General features: G+C 59.5%; 14 protein-coding genes. 11 read left to right on the top strand and 3 right to left on the bottom strand.

The genetic code is table 11. The features are described 5' to 3' along the window. Positions 1-73: 73 nt before the first annotated feature. Positions 74-1,357 carry a type VII secretion protein EccB gene (gene eccB / locus D9V82_RS01325; protein ID WP_121910599.1) on the top strand — a complete coding sequence of 428 codons (1,284 nt, stop codon included), beginning with the start codon at positions 74-76 and terminating at the stop codon, positions 1,355-1,357. A 97-nt stretch (positions 1,358-1,454) separates the two neighbouring features. On the opposite strand, the gene D9V82_RS01320 is transcribed toward eccB, so the two are convergent. Both D9V82_RS01320 and eccD read right to left on the bottom strand, forming a co-directional pair. Beyond that, the gene (locus D9V82_RS01320) at positions 1,455-2,705 is read right to left on the bottom strand and encodes a S8 family serine peptidase (RefSeq protein WP_121910598.1); all 1,251 of its coding nucleotides are present in this window, start codon (positions 2,703-2,705) and stop codon (positions 1,455-1,457) included. Further along, a complete protein-coding gene (eccD, locus tag D9V82_RS01315) occupies positions 2,705-4,156 on the bottom strand; it encodes a type VII secretion integral membrane protein EccD (RefSeq protein WP_121910684.1) in 1,452 nt (483 codons plus the stop codon). The genes D9V82_RS01320 and eccD overlap by 1 nt, the downstream gene beginning before the upstream one ends. 152 nt (positions 4,157-4,308) lie before the next feature. On the opposite strand from eccD, the gene eccCa reads away from it, so the two are divergent. The 10 genes from eccCa (at position 4,309) to D9V82_RS01265 (ending at position 15,080) form a co-directional block, all read left to right on the top strand. Further along, positions 4,309-7,998, top strand: coding sequence for a type VII secretion protein EccCa (gene eccCa / locus D9V82_RS01310; RefSeq protein WP_121910597.1), 3,690 nt, complete (start codon positions 4,309-4,311; stop codon positions 7,996-7,998). Beyond that, positions 7,999-9,138 (top strand): type VII secretion-associated protein, encoded by a 1,140-nt coding sequence (locus D9V82_RS01305; RefSeq protein ID WP_121910596.1) that lies wholly within the window; start codon positions 7,999-8,001, stop codon positions 9,136-9,138. Positions 9,139-9,272: 134 nt separating this feature from the next. Continuing rightward, positions 9,273-9,587 carry a WXG100 family type VII secretion target gene (locus D9V82_RS01300; protein ID WP_121910595.1) on the top strand — a complete coding sequence of 105 codons (315 nt, stop codon included), beginning with the start codon at positions 9,273-9,275 and terminating at the stop codon, positions 9,585-9,587. Positions 9,588-9,631: 44 nt separating this feature from the next. Continuing rightward, entirely contained in the window at positions 9,632-9,919 is a 288-nt protein-coding gene (locus tag D9V82_RS01295) for a WXG100 family type VII secretion target (protein WP_121910594.1), read from the top strand. A gap of 368 nt (positions 9,920-10,287) precedes the next feature. Beyond that, positions 10,288-10,731: a 50S ribosomal protein L13 gene (gene rplM, locus D9V82_RS01290; RefSeq protein ID WP_121910683.1), complete on the top strand. Its 444-nt coding sequence runs from the start codon at positions 10,288-10,290 to the stop codon at positions 10,729-10,731. After that, positions 10,731-11,273 (top strand): 30S ribosomal protein S9, encoded by a 543-nt coding sequence (gene rpsI, locus D9V82_RS01285; RefSeq protein WP_121910593.1) that lies wholly within the window; start codon positions 10,731-10,733, stop codon positions 11,271-11,273. The genes rplM and rpsI overlap by 1 nt, the downstream gene beginning before the upstream one ends. Positions 11,274-11,484: 211 nt before the next feature. Next, positions 11,485-12,828, top strand: a complete 1,344-nt coding sequence (gene glmM / locus D9V82_RS01280; protein WP_121910592.1) for a phosphoglucosamine mutase — start codon at positions 11,485-11,487, stop codon at positions 12,826-12,828. A 100-nt stretch (positions 12,829-12,928) separates the two neighbouring features. Continuing rightward, the gene (locus D9V82_RS01275) at positions 12,929-13,243 is read left to right on the top strand and encodes a hypothetical protein (protein WP_121910591.1); all 315 of its coding nucleotides are present in this window, start codon (positions 12,929-12,931) and stop codon (positions 13,241-13,243) included. After that, entirely contained in the window at positions 13,243-14,784 is a 1,542-nt protein-coding gene (locus D9V82_RS01270; protein ID WP_121910590.1) for a hypothetical protein, read from the top strand. The genes D9V82_RS01275 and D9V82_RS01270 overlap by 1 nt, the downstream gene beginning before the upstream one ends. Then, positions 14,784-15,080: a hypothetical protein gene (locus D9V82_RS01265; RefSeq protein WP_121910682.1), complete on the top strand. Its 297-nt coding sequence runs from the start codon at positions 14,784-14,786 to the stop codon at positions 15,078-15,080. Before D9V82_RS01270 ends, D9V82_RS01265 begins: the two co-directional genes overlap by 1 nt. Positions 15,081-15,102: 22 nt before the next feature. Here the strand turns inward: D9V82_RS01265 and D9V82_RS01260 are convergent, their stop codons facing one another. Continuing rightward, positions 15,103-15,936: a dienelactone hydrolase family protein gene (locus D9V82_RS01260; RefSeq protein WP_121910589.1), complete on the bottom strand. Its 834-nt coding sequence runs from the start codon at positions 15,934-15,936 to the stop codon at positions 15,103-15,105. Positions 15,937-16,008: the final 72 nt, after the last annotated feature.

Here is a 16,008-nt window from a genome sequence, read left to right as displayed (position 1 = left end):
AGGTCCCTGGCGTCTACGCTAGCCTGAGGTCTGGGTTTATTTAGACTTACGGGGAATTTTCGGGGGGAAATTCATGGCACGTCCATTGCCAACGACCAAGGCCCAAGTCTCGGGCCATAAATTCTTACGCCGCCGCGTGGAACATGGGCTCGTGTTGGGCGATACCCGCATGATCCATGATCCGCTAGCCCGCCGCCGCAAGGCCATGATGTTTGGCGGAGTCGGAGTGGCTTTCTTGGCTGTCGGTTCTGGCCTTTTGGCCTGGTTGCAACCGAGCCCGCAGCCAGGGGATGCGCCCATTGTCCGCTCTGAGCAGGGGCAGCTCTTCGTGGATGTTAACGATACCTACCACCCTGTTTACAACCTGGCTTCCGCGCGGATCATCGCTGGCAAAGCGGCTGATGCACGGACCATTGGGTCCGAACATTTGCGCAAGGCCTCGTTGGGCACACCCGTGGGAATTTCGGATGCGCCAGGATACTTGGCCGCCCCGGGTGAGACACCGCAGCGTTCGTGGGCAGCGTGCCTTGCCGGACGTGATGAGCAGCCCGCAGATAATCCCACCAGCATCGATGGCCAACAGGTAGCGAAAGAAGAGGTCATCGTGGTGGCGGATCCGCCGCAGAAGGGCTTTGGGGAGAAGCGCGCCGCGCTCGCAGAAACGGATGGCACGCAGTGGTTGCTGACCGCGGAGGGGCGGGTGCGTTTACCCGATGCGCAGAGCAGGGAAGGCCGGGTTATTCGGCGCGGGATTGGCATTGGCGGGAGCACACATGTCTGGCCCGTTCCGGCGGAGTTGCTCAATGCCTTTGCAGAGCAGCCGCCGCTGACGTTCCCGGATACGCTGCCGGACATCATGGATACCGGGCAGGTTCAGTGGGCTCGGACAGATGGTGGCGTGGCGGAGCTAACTGCCACTCAGGCAGATATGCTGGTTAGCTTTGGCGCGAGGCGTCTGGCGGCCGCACCGCACGAGGTTGGCGCGCTTGCCGATGCCCTCTTGAACTTCCACCTGCCCACTACTACCTTCGAATTCGTCGGCCCAGATAAGGGCTGGATGTGTGCCGATAGTGCTGGCGGGGGAGCAATGGTGAGCGAGAACCCAGGGACGGTAGCACTCGCCGGAGAGGGCATAGCGGATCGCTTCGGTGGGCTATCGGCAGGTGGCGTTGGCGTAGATACCGGACATGGCTATCACGTTGTCTCGGCTACAGGGCAGCGCCATGCGGTGGATAATAGGGAACTCTTGGAGGCCCTCGGCACCGGTATTGGGGCGGAAGTTCCGTGGGAAATCATCCGGCTCCTGCCAGAGGCCTCGCGTTTAAACCGGGACGAAGCGCTGCGGGTCGGGCCCTAGGCAGTGCCGCCAGTGCGTACTAATCAGTGTCAAGCGGAGCTAGTCCGTACCGCTTGGTGCTGGCGTTGGACAGTACGGGCACTGAGCCTATGCTGACTTAGATCGCCTGGGATCGGCCCAACCCGCGGGCGACCGCTAGGCCTGTGAGCAGCAGGACTAGCCCGCCGAGCACCCAACCGGTACGGCGTGCGGCCGGGGAGTGCTCGTCTGTAGCGGGATGGATAGTTAGGTTGCGCTGGGGTGCGGCATAGTTTCCATCGATATGTGTAACAGCAGCTAGCGGATCGATGAATCCGTTGCCGGGCTGGCCGGCGGAGAGGAGCCGTCGGCGTATATCGGCGGCGCTGGCTTCTGGGTAGCGCTCGGCTAGCAAGGCAGCGGTTCCGCTGACTACTGGGGCTGCGAACGAGGTGCCGTGGAACTGTGCTACGGAATCCTGCTCGTTTTTTCCGTCTGTCCAGCCCCCGGCGGGATTGAGCGCTAAAGGCACGAATCCGTGAGCGGATAATTGTGGACCATCAATAGGGGTGAGCGAGTATTCTGCGAGTGCGTGCGCATCCTCTTGAGCGCTAATTGATAATACGGTCGGTGAATTGGCGGGAAAGACGTAATCGCCCTCTTCGCAGCTGCCGGGGGAAATATTACCGGACGCGGCGATTACTACCGCACCGGCGTCTTCCGCGCGGGCAAGTGCCTCATCTAAGCGGGAGCGATCGACGCGTTCCGCGGTTTGCTGAGGAACGCAGGAGACGACGGAAATATTGATTATTCGGGCGTTATCCTCCACGGCATGGTGGATGGCGCGCGCCAATGTGTCGAGCGAACCGGTGGTGTTGCCTTCGTCCGTGTCTTCGGTGGTGCCATTGTATTGGCGGTAATGTGCGCTGGTTTGGCGGATGGCGCGCACCTCGGCGCGCGGGGCGATGCCGATATCCTGTCCGGCTATGATGCCGGCGACGACGGTGCCATGCAGGTCGCAGTCTCGGTGCGGGTCAGGTTCGTCTTGTGTGACCAGATCTGCGCCTGCGGTGAGATTCGGTAGCTGTTCGTGGCGGGCAACACCGGTATCGATGACGGCTACCCTCACGCCGTTGCCCGTGGCAAAGGAATGAAGTTGGGTGCGGTAGGAACGCTGATCCGCGGAAGGCTGCGGTGCCAGGGGAGAAGGATGCGCGGTGGCGCAATCCCGGTCCGGTTCCCGTGCGCTCGCGGTGGGAACTGCGATAATGGGGCCTCCGGTTGCGGCTACGACACATGCGGTAAGGGCGCCGGCGGCCCTTCGAGAAAACCCGGACCTGCCGCTAAACTTAGGTAGCGGAGAAGAATGGGGTGGGTAGCTGTGGTGCATTATCCTAGTCCTCGAATGAGCTCGAAGATGCCGGCGAGGTGCGCGGCAAGTGGCAGGCAGGCGGCTATGGTGAGGGACTCTACGCGCTCGAACCAGGCGATGGTCGTTGGCTCTACTTGGCTTATTTTATCCGTCCACAGCGGGGCACTTAGCATCGCGGCAAGCAGAAGAATGGCGACCGTCGTCAGGGCCCAGGCGTGGGCGAGCCCATCCGCGCCGATAGCGTGTACGGCGCACAAGCAAGCGGCGAGGCAGGCAACCATGGCGATGAGCATGAGCGCCCAGCCGGCTAGAGCACGCCCGTGACGCGCGGCGTGCATGACCACCGTCCCAGCAATAGAGACGCAGAGTGCTTGGACAAAGCCGAGCCCGGTTAATCCGGTGCCGAAGAGCACAGCGATGCGAGCACCTATGGTGGTGGCAGCTGCTTCTATATCTCCCCCGGCCCCGTCTGTGGTCACGGGGGAGCCTGTACCGGTAAAACTGAGGGCGATAATGGCCGGGATGAGGCAGAGCGCGATTCCCCAGCAGATTCCTTCGTAGGCTAACCCGGCGCGAGTGGACCGATCGGCCACGTCGGGCTGAAGATTATCTGAAACGGCGAGGTCTTGGCCGGCGGTGGGCAATTGCGGCACCTTGAGCCCCGCAGCGGCGATGGTCAACGAGGGTGCACTTGCTAACAGGATAACTCCCGCGATAATCGTGCCCGCGGCCGCTGCGGTTCCGTGACTTGTACCGATGCCGGAATTGCCACTGAGTCCGGGAAGCAGGTAGCTTATGGCCGCACTGCCCAATAACCCGGCGATGGTGAGCACACCAGAGGTGATCCGTACGGTGCTGAGCCGGGTGAGGTGGCAGGCCGATAAAGCTAAGAGCAGGGTGGAGCTGGCGGTGACGGCGGCATAGGGGGCATCGGCAAGCGCGGGCGAGATAAGCGCCCACCCGCTGGCCGCCCCTGCCGCCAAAGTGAGCATGACGAGGGATAGCGCCTGCGTCCACAGGGCGAGGACGAAGGCCGCGACGGCAAGTCCGGCACCGGCGACTGCCGGAGGAGAGAGCACCCAGGCTACAGCGAAGGCTGCGGCAAGTCCGGTCCATCCCCAGACGATGGGAATCGCCGACGTAGTGTCGTCCTGGCTCTGGGCAGCGAGGGATTCGGCGGCGTCGCGGATAACGGGCGCGGGTCGCTCCTCGCGCGGGGCGAGCAGCAGGATGGAGCCTTCCGTCAGTGGGGTGGCGGCAAGCGGTGCGGTGAGGTCGATAGCACGACCAGATGCCGTGCTGGCGCGCCACGGTGAGGCGATCGCGGGTGCATCGACAAGGTCGGTAAGTTCTGCCATGAGCTCGCCAAGGCTGGAGCTCAACGGCAATGCCACGTCTGCTTCCTTGTGGAAGCGGTCAGCGTGGATGCGGATGGTAAGGCGCAGGTGATGCGCCGTTGGAGCGGTCATAATTCCCCCGAATTGTCTCATGATTGTGGGCGTCCCCCTTGCCCATTGCCACATATTGTGGCTTACTGGTGGCGTCGTGTCCACCGCAGTGCGGGGAATCTTGGCAGGGGGCCAAGAGCGCTAAGTGCGTGGATCGGGGGAGGATTTTACTCATGCTTGGGATCGGGGAAACCCACATCGTGGAGCCGTTGACGATGCCGCTGAGGGACGCGCCACCGGCGCTTCCTACCGGTACGCTTGAGGCTGAGGAAGTTCCGGAAGCGGTGCGCCCACAGCCGGTGCCGCTGGTGCGTTTATTGTTGCCCATCGTGATGATAGCCGCAATGCTGGGCATGGTGGCTTTGATGGTGCTGGGCGCGGGTGACTCGCGGCAAATTAGCCCGGTATCGCTCATGTTCCCTCTTATGATGCTGGCTAGCATGGCCATGATGTTTGGGCCGCAAGATAGCGGGCAGGACCCGGATGAAACCCGGCGGACCTACTTGCGACACATCAAGGCACTGCGGGAAAAGGCCCTGGATAATGCGGGTGCGCAGCGCGCACACGAGCTGTATCGGCACCCGGATCCGGCGGGACTGGAACCACTAATTGGATCGCGGCGCATGTGGGAGCGCGGGCCCGATGATCCGGATGCTTTAGAGGTGCGCGTGGGAACCGGGCCTACCACGCTGTGCACACCCATCAATGTTCCGGATTCCGGTGCCACTGAGGACCTGGACCCGGTTTGTGCGGTGAGCATGCGCCAGGCGATCAAGGCGGTGGGAATCGTGCCCGATCTCCCGGTGGTTATCCAATTGCAGGCTTTTAGGTTTTTATCCTTTACCGGCGATAAAGCCCGCGATACGGTGCGGGCCTTGGTCATGCAGCTAGCGCTGGCGCATGGTCCCGAGACCATCGGGATGAAGGCCATCGGTGGTGAATGGGAGTGGCTGAAATGGCTGCCGCATACCCGGGAGCCGGATAAGGCGCGGTTTCACATTGTGCTGGTCGATTCGCTATTTACCACCGGCACCGAGGACTTCTTTCACGGCGATTCTTATACCACCGTCATTGAAGTAGGGGGTGCGCCGTCGTCCGCATTGAGCCTGCGCGCGGAACAAGAAGGCCTGTGTCTTGTCGCGGCGGATACCCTGCAAGCAGTGACGGCGGCGGGGGTGGAAGAACTGGGTACACCCGATATTTTGGGCGCCGCCGCGGCCACGATTATGGCGCGCCGGATGGCGGTATTCCGCCGGCCCGATAGCACCTCCGGGCGCCGGGGCAACGATTTGCTGGGGCTGCTCGGCTATAGCGACGTTGATGAATTGGCTGCCAGCGGTATGTGGCACGGGCGTAATGGCACCTCGCGGCTCATGGTGCCCATCGGCATTGATTCTATCGGGCAGCCGGTGACCCTGGATTTGAAAGAATCCGCACATGGGGGAATGGGGCCGCACGGCTTGTGCATCGGGGCTACTGGCAGTGGTAAATCTGAACTCCTGCGTACCTTGGTGACCGCACTTGCCGCTACGCATAGCCCGGATGAACTCAATCTGGTGCTGGTGGATTTTAAGGGCGGTGCGACCTTTTTGGGTTGTGACCGCCTGCCGCATACTTCTGCGGTCATTACCAACCTTGAAGAGGAATCCACGCTGGTAGAGCGCATGTATGATGCCATTTCCGGGGAGATGAACCGCCGTCAAGAGCTCTTGCGCACTGCCGGCAACTTTGCCAATGTGGGCGAGTACAATGCCTCTGCAGATGCCGTGCGCGATTATGGCCCCTTGCCGGCGCTGGTCATTGTCGTGGACGAATTTTCCGAGCTACTGGGCCAGCATCCTGACTTCGCCGAGCTCTTCGTCGCTGTGGGGCGCTTGGGGCGCAGCCTTCACGTGCACCTGCTTTTGGCCTCCCAAAGGCTTGAGGAAGGGCGCTTGCGGGGGCTGGACTCCCATCTGTCCTACAGAATTGGTCTCAAAACCTTTTCCTCCGCCGAATCCCGCCAAGTCCTTGGTGTGACAGATGCCTACCACCTACCCGGGCAACCTGGCGCAGGATACCTGAAATCCGATGCCGAAGATCTCACCCGGTTTCAGGCTTCCTACGTGTCAGGCCCGCTCGCGCGCCGGGCCGCAAGTGGCCCCGGCAGGCACGCGGCCACGGACCGCGACGGTAATCTCACAGGCCCGGCACGCCGGGTCGAGCTTTTTACCGGATGGGTGGAAGACGATGCCGCTACGCAGGATTCGTCCACGGTGGTGATGGATGAATCTACATCGGTCCTCGGCGAGGTGGTTCGCGCCGCCGGTGAGGAAGCCACGGCCCGTGGACAGGAGGCACACCGCATCTGGCTACCGCCGCTGCCGACGGTCATTGAGTTGTCGTCTCTTGATATGGAGGGCGCAGCGTCCAACCCGGCGGAACTCTCCGTACCGATTGGGGTCATAGATAGGCCGTATTACCAGCGGCAAGACCAACTGGTCATCAACTTTCACCAACACGGCGGCCACCTTGCCCTGTGTGGGGGACCGCAATCCGGCAAGTCGGGCGCGCTGCGCACGATAGTCTCGTCCCTGGCGCTGCACCGGCGGCCGGAAGATATCCGCTTTTATGTCATCGATTTGGGTGGCGGGCAGCTAGCCGCCCTGGACCGGCTGCCGCATGTTGCCGGCCTAGCTGGCCGCGAAGAAGGCGAAAAGGTCCGTCGCATCGTAGACGAGGTAGCCGGGTTTATTCGCCGGCCGGAATCGCGCGAGACCTTTTTAATTATCGACGGCTGGCACCACATCGGTCCGTCCAATGCAGAGTTTGAGGATATAGCTGAAGCCATCACGGATATCGTTACTGACGGCACCTCTGCCAATGTTCACGTCGTCATCGCGACTTCCCGGTGGACCACGATGCGTCCGGCGATTAGGGATCTCATTGCTCACCGCCTCGAGCTGCGCTTGGGAGAGGCGCTCGATTCCCTCATTGACCGCAAGCTGCAGCAAAAACTGCCCAGCGCCCCGGGCAGGGGGTTGACACAAGCCGGCGAAAATATGCTGCTCGCACATACCTCGAACCAAGACATTGCCCACATCTGCCGCGTGCATACTAATGCTATTCCGGCTCCGCGGTTGAAGATGCTGCCTGCGGTCCTGACCCCAGATGAGCTTGCCGCTCATGGCGAAGCACCCACTGGTGGTATTCCGTGGGGAATCGGCGGGCGCGACCTTTCCACCCTGGCGTGGAATCCAGAGCGCGAACCACACTTGGTTACCATCGGCGCACAAGGTTGCGGCAAGTCCAACTTCTTGGCACAGATCATGCGGGGGATTAGTGGCCTCGCGCGCGAGGCGGCGCGACTGGTAGTCATCGATCAGCGCCGCGCTCACCTGGGCACGCTGGACCAAGACATGGTGGCGGCCTATGCCGCGACGCAATCCAGTGTGCAGGAGACAATCGTCAATACCGTCCGCACGCTGGAACAACGCTTGCCGGGGCCGGATATCACCCCAGAGCAACTCGCTGCCCGTAATTGGTGGGAAGGTCCAGATATTTACGTGGTGATTGATGATGCAGACTTGGTCAGTGATATCGCCCTCGCTCCCTTGATAGATCTCTTGCCGCACGCCCGGGACATCGGCTTGCACATGGTCATCGCCCGAAAATCCGGTGGCATCGGCCGGGCACTTTTTGGACAATTCTTTTCCGCGGTGCGCGACCTGCAGCCCGCATTCCTGCTTTTCGATGCCGACCGCGATGAGGGAACCATCTTCGGGCTAAAGCCCAGCCATCAGCCGTCTGGGCGCGGACAGTGGGGCATCCGCGGCGAAAACCTGGGAATAGCCCAGGTGGTCTATGGGAGAGGAGAGGAATAAATGTCTGCACAAGCTCCCATCTCTACGCCCTCGGCAACGATTGCGGTAACCGTTATGGACGCGGCCACCATCTTTGAAGGCCCAGAAACCGTGTACCGCTACGATCTCTCCGGAACCGGCATCGTGGAAGGCAAGGCCCTTGGCCGTGTCATGGACCAAGTAGCGAAGATTGCTGGTTCCGCATGGCCGGATGTGGACGTAGCCGTCATCGCGGATCCCTCAGGCACCGACATTTCCCGCGAAGCCGTTACCATTTTGAAGCGTCAGCTCGATGTAGCAGGTGCCCGCGTACGCCAGCAGGAAGCAGTGGCTACACCGGAATCAGTATTGGCAGCGGCTGTGCCTGGGAAAGCTCCGGCATCTACGTCCACGGTCCAGGCGGATAGCCTCATTGAACACACGGAAGCGGGACCGGAGACAGGAACTGATACCGAAACTGGAACTGGCGCGCGAGCGGGTAAGGAGAAAACGAAGGGGACGGGCACGCGGTGGACCGATAAGCTGCGCGGTTGGATTGGGGCCATCGACATGTTTCACGTCGCCATCGTCGTAGTGATCTTCGCGGTCGTCGGTGCTTCGTGGTGGACCATGGGGGCTAGTGCGTCTCATGATGAGGACGAAGGCGAGCCCGGTATCACCACTAGAAGTACTACCGCTGCTAGCTCCACCGATTCCGTGCCGGGAGAGGATATCGGTGCCAGTGGCAGCAGTATCGATCAGGTTCCTGGTGGCGATGGCGGTCTTAGCCCGGGTGAAAAGCGCCTCGATATCGAAGGGTTATCTGTCGTCCTTCCCGTCGGATTTCACGCTACCGTAGAAGAGGGACTAGTTACCGTGACCGGAGAAGACCCTGATCTAAGAATCCTCTTAGCGGCGGATTCCCTTTTTAACGTACCGGCCAGGGCGCTCTTTGATGAAATCAAAGCCCAGGTAGACAGGGACCCGGAATTGCGCGATGTATCCGAGAACGCAGGGCGGTTGTTCTATACAGAGGACCCTGGTGATGGCTCCATAGTGGAATGGACCATATGGGAAGATACCGGCCACCACATGTCGGTGGGGTGCCATACCCGGCATAATGCGAATACCGTGCAAAAAGCCGCCTGCCGGATGGCCACCGAATCCATGAGCAAGAAATAAACAAAAAAGTTTTTAGCTTCCCGGGAACCAAATGGGGTCCTAGTGCAGTCCAATAACGATGAGAAAGCATAGAAGCTTTTTCGGGGGAAATCACACTCTACATCTCTTCCCGCCCTAAGGAGGGGCGCACTGTTATGTCTCAGACTTTTAAGACACAAGCCGATGTCATGGTCTCTACCGCCGGCCGCGTCGATAACACCAATGACGAAGTCCAAGGTGAGCTCACCCGCCTGCAGGGGGTAGTGGATTCTGTTCGCGGTAGCTGGGCCGGGCAGGCACAGGTTTCATTCGACAATTTGATGCAGCGCTACAACACCTCCGCGCAACAACTGCGCGAGGCATTGACGTCAATTTCTGAAAACATCCGCAGCAATGCCCACAATTTTGACAACGTCGAAGCCGAAAATGCGCAGGCCTTCTCCAACGTTGGCGGCGGCCTCGCCCTGTAATCCAGTCACCTCCACCACTAACTTCGAAAGGAACCATAATTAACATGTCCGAGATTAAATACCAATTCGGAGCGATCTCCGCTGCCGCCGCTGATATCAATGCCACCTCCGGCCGCATCAATAGCACCTTGGCCGACCTCAAATCCCGCCTCCAGCCTATGGTGAGCACATGGGAAGGCGAATCCGCAGTTGCCTATAATCAGGCGCAGGCTAAGTGGGATCAGGCAGCGCAGGAACTCAATACCGTGCTGGCCACTATCTCCAAGACCGTCTCTCAGGGCAATGACGCCATGAGCGATGTCAACCGTCGCGCTGCCGCTAGCTGGGGCTAGCGTACGGTTGGCAACAGCTATATAGCCTGCTTGTTTAAGCGCGTCAGGGAGATAGGCGGTGCCTGTGCCCGTATCCATACGGCAGGAGGCGAACGCAGCCGCCGTCTCCCCACCGCGCTAAATGCAGAAGCTAACCGCAGAAGCTGCTACATAGAACCGCATTTACCGGTACCTTTTCCTGAGAAGGTGCCGGTTTCGGCGTTTTGGTCTTTTCTGCCGACAGCGGCTAGAGTTGTTGCTCTATGCGTTCGCTCGTCAGCAAGCAGCTGGCGAAGCGCTTCTTGCAGGTCTCCACCGGCCGCTGTAGGGAAGCGAATGGATGCTTAGCGCTGGCCGGCAGTTCCGAGACAGACTTTCAAGGAGTCATTTTGTCTACTTTCCACCCCAAGAGCGGTGACATCACCCGCAAGTGGTACGTCATCGATGCTACTGACGTGGTGCTGGGCAAGCTTGCTTCCACCGTGGCAGACCTGTTGCGTGGCAAGCATAAGCCACAGTTCGCACCGAACGTTGATACCGGAGATCACGTTATCATCCTTAATGCTGACAAGATCCATGTTTCTTCTAACAAGCGCGACCGCGAAATGCGCTACCGCCACTCCGGTTACCCGGGCGGTCTGAAGTCCATGACCCTGGGGCAGTCTTTGGACGCCAACCCGGTCCGCGTTATCGAGGAATCTGTTGCCGGCATGATGCCGCACAACAAGCTTTCCCGCGCTTCCATCAAGAAGCTGCACGTCTTCGTAGGCGATGAGCACCCGTACGCCGGTCAGAAGCCGGAAACCTTCGAGTTTAAGCAGGTGGCACAGTAATGGCTGAGCAGAACATCGACAACAATGTAGCCGAGGCTGCTGACATCGCTGCAGCAACCGCAGCTACCGAAGAGTTCACCAACACCATTGGTGATTCGTTGGCTAGTGCCAATGCTGAGACCGAGACAGAGGTTGAGGCCGCTGCTCCGGTCCACGAGGGCCCAATTCAGACCGTCGGTCGCCGTAAGCGCGCCATTGCTCGCGTTCGCCTCGTGGCTGGCTCCGGCCAGATAGTGGTCAACGGCCGCGAGTTCGCTGAGTACTTCCCCAATAAGCTGCACCAGCAGGACATCCTCACCCCGCTGACCCTGCTGGACCGCGAGAACCAGTTTGACCTCAAGGTCACCGTGAGCGGTGGTGGCCCAACCGGTCAGTCCGGTGCCCTGCGCCTGGCTATTGCCCGTGCACTCAACATCTACAACCCGGCTGATCGCGCCACCTTGAAGAAGGCTGGTTTGCTTACCCGTGACGCTCGTGCGGTTGAGCGTAAGAAGGCTGGTTTGCACAAGGCACGTCGCGCACCGCAGTACTCCAAGCGTTAATCTCGCTTCAACTGCGCGCGCAAGCGCCATGCATTGCCGTCGCTTCCCATTCTGGGAGGCGGCGGTTTTGTCGTCTTATCGCTCTTGCCTATGCCCCCTCCAGTTGCGCCCGGGCTGCGTCCACTAGCGTGGTGTATATGGACCCCGTGGTCAGCTGCGTGCCAATGCCCAAACATGCAACCGGCAAGACTTACAGGGCATAATTGACGGCATGACTCGACTATTTGGAACCGATGGAGTTCGCGGCCTTGCGAACAAAAAGCTGACTCCCATTTTGGCGTTGAGGCTCGGACAAGCGGCTGCGGAAGTTTTTACTTCGCAGCGCGAATCTTATGAGCGCCGCCCCTTGGCAGTCATCGGCCGTGATCCCCGCGTATCAGGCGAAATGCTCGATGCTGCCATCGCCTCTGGTTTGGCATCCCGTGGCGTCGATGTGGTGCGAGTGGGGGTGCTCCCCACCCCGGCTATCGCCTTCTTGACGGATGATTACGGTGCAGATCTTGGTGTGATGATTTCTGCCTCCCATAATCCGATGCCCGATAATGGGATCAAGTTCTTTTCCGCCGGCGGCAGGAAGTTGCCGGATAGTGTGGAAGATAAGATTCAGGCGGCAATGGATAACCTTGTTGAAGAAGGCCCTACGGGCACGAAGCTGGGCCGCATTATCTCGGAAGCGCCCGATGGGCGCGAGCGCTATCTAGCGCACCTAAAAGAGGTGGTATCTACTGACTTAAGCGGCATTAAGGTGGTCGTTGATACAGCTAATGGTGCAGCGTCGAAAGTCGCTCCGAGCGCCTATGAAGCAGCAGGTGCTGAGGTTATCCCGATCTATCACCGGCCCAATGCTTTTAATATCAATGAAAACTGTGGCTCTACCCATATTGAAAAAGCCCAGGCGGCTGTGCTGGAACATGGTGCCGATTTGGGCCTTGCCCACGATGGCGATGCGGATCGTTGCCTCGCCGTGGATGCTGAAGGCAATGTGGTCGATGGCGATCAAATCATGGCCTTGCTTGCGGTAGGGATGAAGGAAGACAATGATCTGCGTTTTAACACGCTTGTGGCCACGGTTATGTCCAACTTGGGCCTGACCATTGCCATGCAGGAGCAAAACATTGAGGTCCGCCATGCGGCGGTGGGCGATCGCTATGTGTTAGAAGAGCTCCACCGCGGCGATTTCTCCCTGGGCGGGGAGCAATCCGGGCACGTAGTTCTTCCCGATGACTCCACCACCGGCGATGGCACCCTCACTGGCCTGTCCATTATGGCGCGCATGGCCAAATCTGGAAAGAGTCTAAAAGAGCTGGCGTCCGTGATGACCGTATTGCCGCAGGTACTCATTAACGTTCCGGTATCCAATAAAGCCGCGATCTTGGATTCCTCTGAGGTCAAGGAAGCCATTGTGGAGGCGGAGGAAGAGCTAGGGGAAACCGGCCGTGTTCTGCTGCGCCCTTCTGGGACCGAAGAGCTGTTCCGCGTCATGGTGGAAGCGGCCGAGGAAGAACATGCCCGCAAGGTGGCAGGCAGGCTTTCTGCCGTCGTCGCCTCAGTATAGATAGGCAAAAAATAACAAGTACCGGGGAACCATTTGGCATAAACCCCAGTCCAATGAAGGTGAGCACACTTACCGCATATGGATTTGGGGATTTATACCGATGTCTGAGGTTTTTCTTCGCCCCGCAGAGGCGATGTCAGCACTAAAACAAGCTATAAGTGCCAATGATGAACAGCGCCAAGCCCATCGCGCCGATGTTCCAGACTTTCCTATTGCTGCAGCTGGGCGAAATTTCTCCGGGCATGGGGAGCGCATACGCAGTATCCTCGCGCGCATTCATGACAATGGAACGCGGCGCTTAGACAATATTTCTGCTACAGGCCAGGCGGCGCATGACCAGATGCGCGCATTCGCCACGTACGATGCCGGCTTTAGCCGCTCCTTTGCAGGAGAAAGCGGAAAGGCTGCGGACTAGTGAGTACGCTGACCAAATCGCTTCTAGGAGATTATTCCGCCGCCATTTCGCAGTTCCAACTGGCCTGCCTGGGACAGTACTCCGGCCCCAGTATGCCATTGGGGCTTGTGGGTGAGCTCATCAGTGCGGTAGATGGAATTTCCCCGCAAAATATACTGCGCCATACCATCTCCGCGGTGGGAGGAAATCTTCCGCACGGCGGCGGGAAAGGGCTTGCGGATTTCCTGTGTACGGATGACTCCGATGTTGCACATGGCACCTTGCGCGAGCATTTGAAGGGCATTCAAAAAGATTTTGATATCCATCGCGAAGAAGGAAAGCACCTTACTAACTCTGCCAAGCAGTGCTCGAGCGCTATTTCCGACGTCGTCGATATCTCCGATACCGCACTGATTGAGTTGATTTCCGCGGTCATCCCGCTGCTCAATATTTTGTCCATGGTAGCGACTAGGCACCCGCTGGCTAGGTTTATTATTCCAATCGTCTCCACTATTGGTGCGAAAATTATCGATGACACCAATGACTCCATTGCCAGCACATGCCGGGACCGTGATGATGCCATTGAATCCTGTTACGAGGAGTTTGAGTCCCGCTGCGAATGTGTCTGTGAGCCTCCTTTGCCGAAGGAATGCCCCGAACCGGCAAGAGCTGAGGAAGATTCCTGCCCACCACCGGTGGAAAAGTGTCCAGATACGCCAGCCCCCACGCGCCCGATGCCCGATGGCGGGGGCGGCACCACCCCCAACCCGCCACAGCCAGCACAGCTAACGCAACCTGCATCGGCCCCGGAGTGCCCGTCCAAGCCAGAACCGATGCCAGGTCCGAAGCCGGCACCCCAGCCACAACCCGTACCCGAACCGAAATCGACACCGCAGTCACTTACCACACCCCAGCCTGAGCAGGCCCCAGTCCATGAGCTTATTCCGAAGAATTCAGAGTGCGAAGAGAAGCTAACATCGCCGGCTGCAGTGGAATACAAGATAGCCTGTGACATCAAGGCCTCCTGCAGCGGCAGCTTGGGAATCGTTGGGGCAGGAATTGCCCTAGTAGGTCTAGGCCTCATTATTGAAGGTGCCGCGGGATGCTTGGAAAACATCGTGGATACTGATTGTCCGGAACCGGAACCTGAGCCCTGCCAAAAACCCGGGCTCATACTGGAACCTGAACTAGAACCTTGCCCTGAACCAGAACCGAAACCTGAGCCTTGTGCTGCACCAGAACCGAAACCCGAGCCGTGTCCGAAACCCGCACCTGAACCGTGCCCGGAAGGGGGAACGATTGAGCCACCTCCGGAGCTTTCCCAGGTGCAAGAACCTGCTCCACCGCCAGAAAAGGTGCAGCACCTGCAAGCAGCGGAAGCGGTGGGTGCTAAGGCACCTGTCCCAGATCCACAGTCTCCACCCAGCCCTGCACCAGCACCATCGCCGGGACCTGGACAGTCACCGGTTTCTGCCCCAGTTCCCGGGGCTCATCCCCAGCCTGAGCCAACTCCGCACCCAGATGAACCGTCCGTGACTGCACGAAAGGCAGGGAAATGGTAATGAATAACGATTTTGCAGAATTTGCGCAGGGATTTCGCGAGCGCACCGCACGGCGCATGTTGGAATTCGAAAAAAGCTTGGCAAAAGCCCAGGATGAGCTAGAAAAATCCACGGCGAAGGCCGTGCAGCAGGCTAAAACTGAACAGTACGGGGGAAGGGAAGGTGATGCGGTGGGGCATCGACAAGCGGCTGCTGGAACGTGGCGTCGAAGTAGCAGAAGCGGCCCAAACGGTACTGCCCCAATGCGTATTAACAACGCATCGGGGCAGGTGAAATCTGTGCTGCGACGTGGATAGGGCTAGTTCCGCGGGTTAGCTATTAGTCATCGCGGGTGACCCCGGCGCGCTCAGCCAGGTCATCTCCGGTGAAGCTTTCTACTTTCTTCGCTTTCGCTTCGGGATCCGTAAAATCGTCATAGGTGGACTCTCCGGCAAGGGTGGAGAGCAAGAAACCGGTGACGAGGCCGCGGGCGATTTCGGTGGGGCCGGTTCGGAATGCACCGGAGCCGATGGCTAATTTGCGGAAGCGATCTTCGCTAAAGCTATTTTGCGTGCCTTTATCGATGGCCCGGAAGGCCACCGGGCCGCGCCAGTTATAGGCTAGCTTCGCAGGGTTTCCGGCATTGAAAATATCATCGCGCCCAGAACCGATGACCAGGCCCGGTGTGTCGAGGCTGCGCGCGGCCTCGACGGCGGAGGGGGCTGTCACGGCGGGATAGATGGCGGCGACGGCCTTGACTTTCGGGTTATCAACCGCGCCCAAAACTGCGGTGCCGCCACCCATGCCATGGCCGATCATGCCGAGCTTGCCTGGTGATACGGTGATATTGCCGGTTCCCAGCTTCACCCCAGCGGCGATTTGCAACGCAGATTCCATATCTGCTGACAGATTGCGGTGGTCAGGAAAGATGCCTGTTTCAGAATTAGGGGCGACCACGACGATGCCCCAGCTGGCGAGGTGGCGCAGCGTGGCGTGATAATCCTTGATTTTGTGCATCCAATCGTGGCCAAAGGCAACGGCGGGCAGGCCTTGGCCTTCCGCAGGGGTATAAACCTTGCCGGTAATACCTGCATAATCAAGGTCGCCAACCAACACTCGGTTGCGGCCACGCTTCGATAACGTTCCTAAATGTTTATTCAAATTCGCAGACACGCACTCTAGGATAGATGAAGATCACCCCGAGCCGGTGGCAAGGGGTGACGAGCGGAACATGCGCGGGTTCGC

The sequence above is a fragment of the Corynebacterium macginleyi genome, from assembly GCF_003688935.1.
In the GTDB taxonomy this organism is placed as follows: Bacteria; Actinomycetota; Actinomycetes; order Mycobacteriales; family Mycobacteriaceae; genus Corynebacterium; species Corynebacterium macginleyi.
This window is presented reverse-complemented; position numbering and strand designations above follow the sequence as displayed.

Bases quoted from the DNA above. Each gene is read 5' to 3' on its own strand.
- eccD (WP_121910684.1), bottom strand. From the start codon at position 4,156: ATGACCGCTCCAACGGCGCATCACCTGCGCCTTACCATCCGCATCCAC.
- D9V82_RS01300 (WP_121910595.1), top strand. From the start codon at position 9,273: ATGTCTCAGACTTTTAAGACACAAGCCGATGTCATGGTCTCTACCGCC.
- D9V82_RS01320 (WP_121910598.1), bottom strand. From the start codon at position 2,705: ATGCACCACAGCTACCCACCCCATTCTTCTCCGCTACCTAAGTTTAGC.
- eccCa (WP_121910597.1), top strand. From the start codon at position 4,309: ATGCTTGGGATCGGGGAAACCCACATCGTGGAGCCGTTGACGATGCCG.
- D9V82_RS01275 (WP_121910591.1), top strand. From the start codon at position 12,929: ATGTCTGAGGTTTTTCTTCGCCCCGCAGAGGCGATGTCAGCACTAAAA.
- rpsI (WP_121910593.1), top strand. From the start codon at position 10,731: ATGGCTGAGCAGAACATCGACAACAATGTAGCCGAGGCTGCTGACATC.
- D9V82_RS01305 (WP_121910596.1), top strand. From the start codon at position 7,999: ATGTCTGCACAAGCTCCCATCTCTACGCCCTCGGCAACGATTGCGGTA.
- glmM (WP_121910592.1), top strand. From the start codon at position 11,485: ATGACTCGACTATTTGGAACCGATGGAGTTCGCGGCCTTGCGAACAAA.
- eccB (WP_121910599.1), top strand. From the start codon at position 74: ATGGCACGTCCATTGCCAACGACCAAGGCCCAAGTCTCGGGCCATAAA.
- D9V82_RS01265 (WP_121910682.1), top strand. From the start codon at position 14,784: ATGAATAACGATTTTGCAGAATTTGCGCAGGGATTTCGCGAGCGCACC.
- D9V82_RS01295 (WP_121910594.1), top strand. From the start codon at position 9,632: ATGTCCGAGATTAAATACCAATTCGGAGCGATCTCCGCTGCCGCCGCT.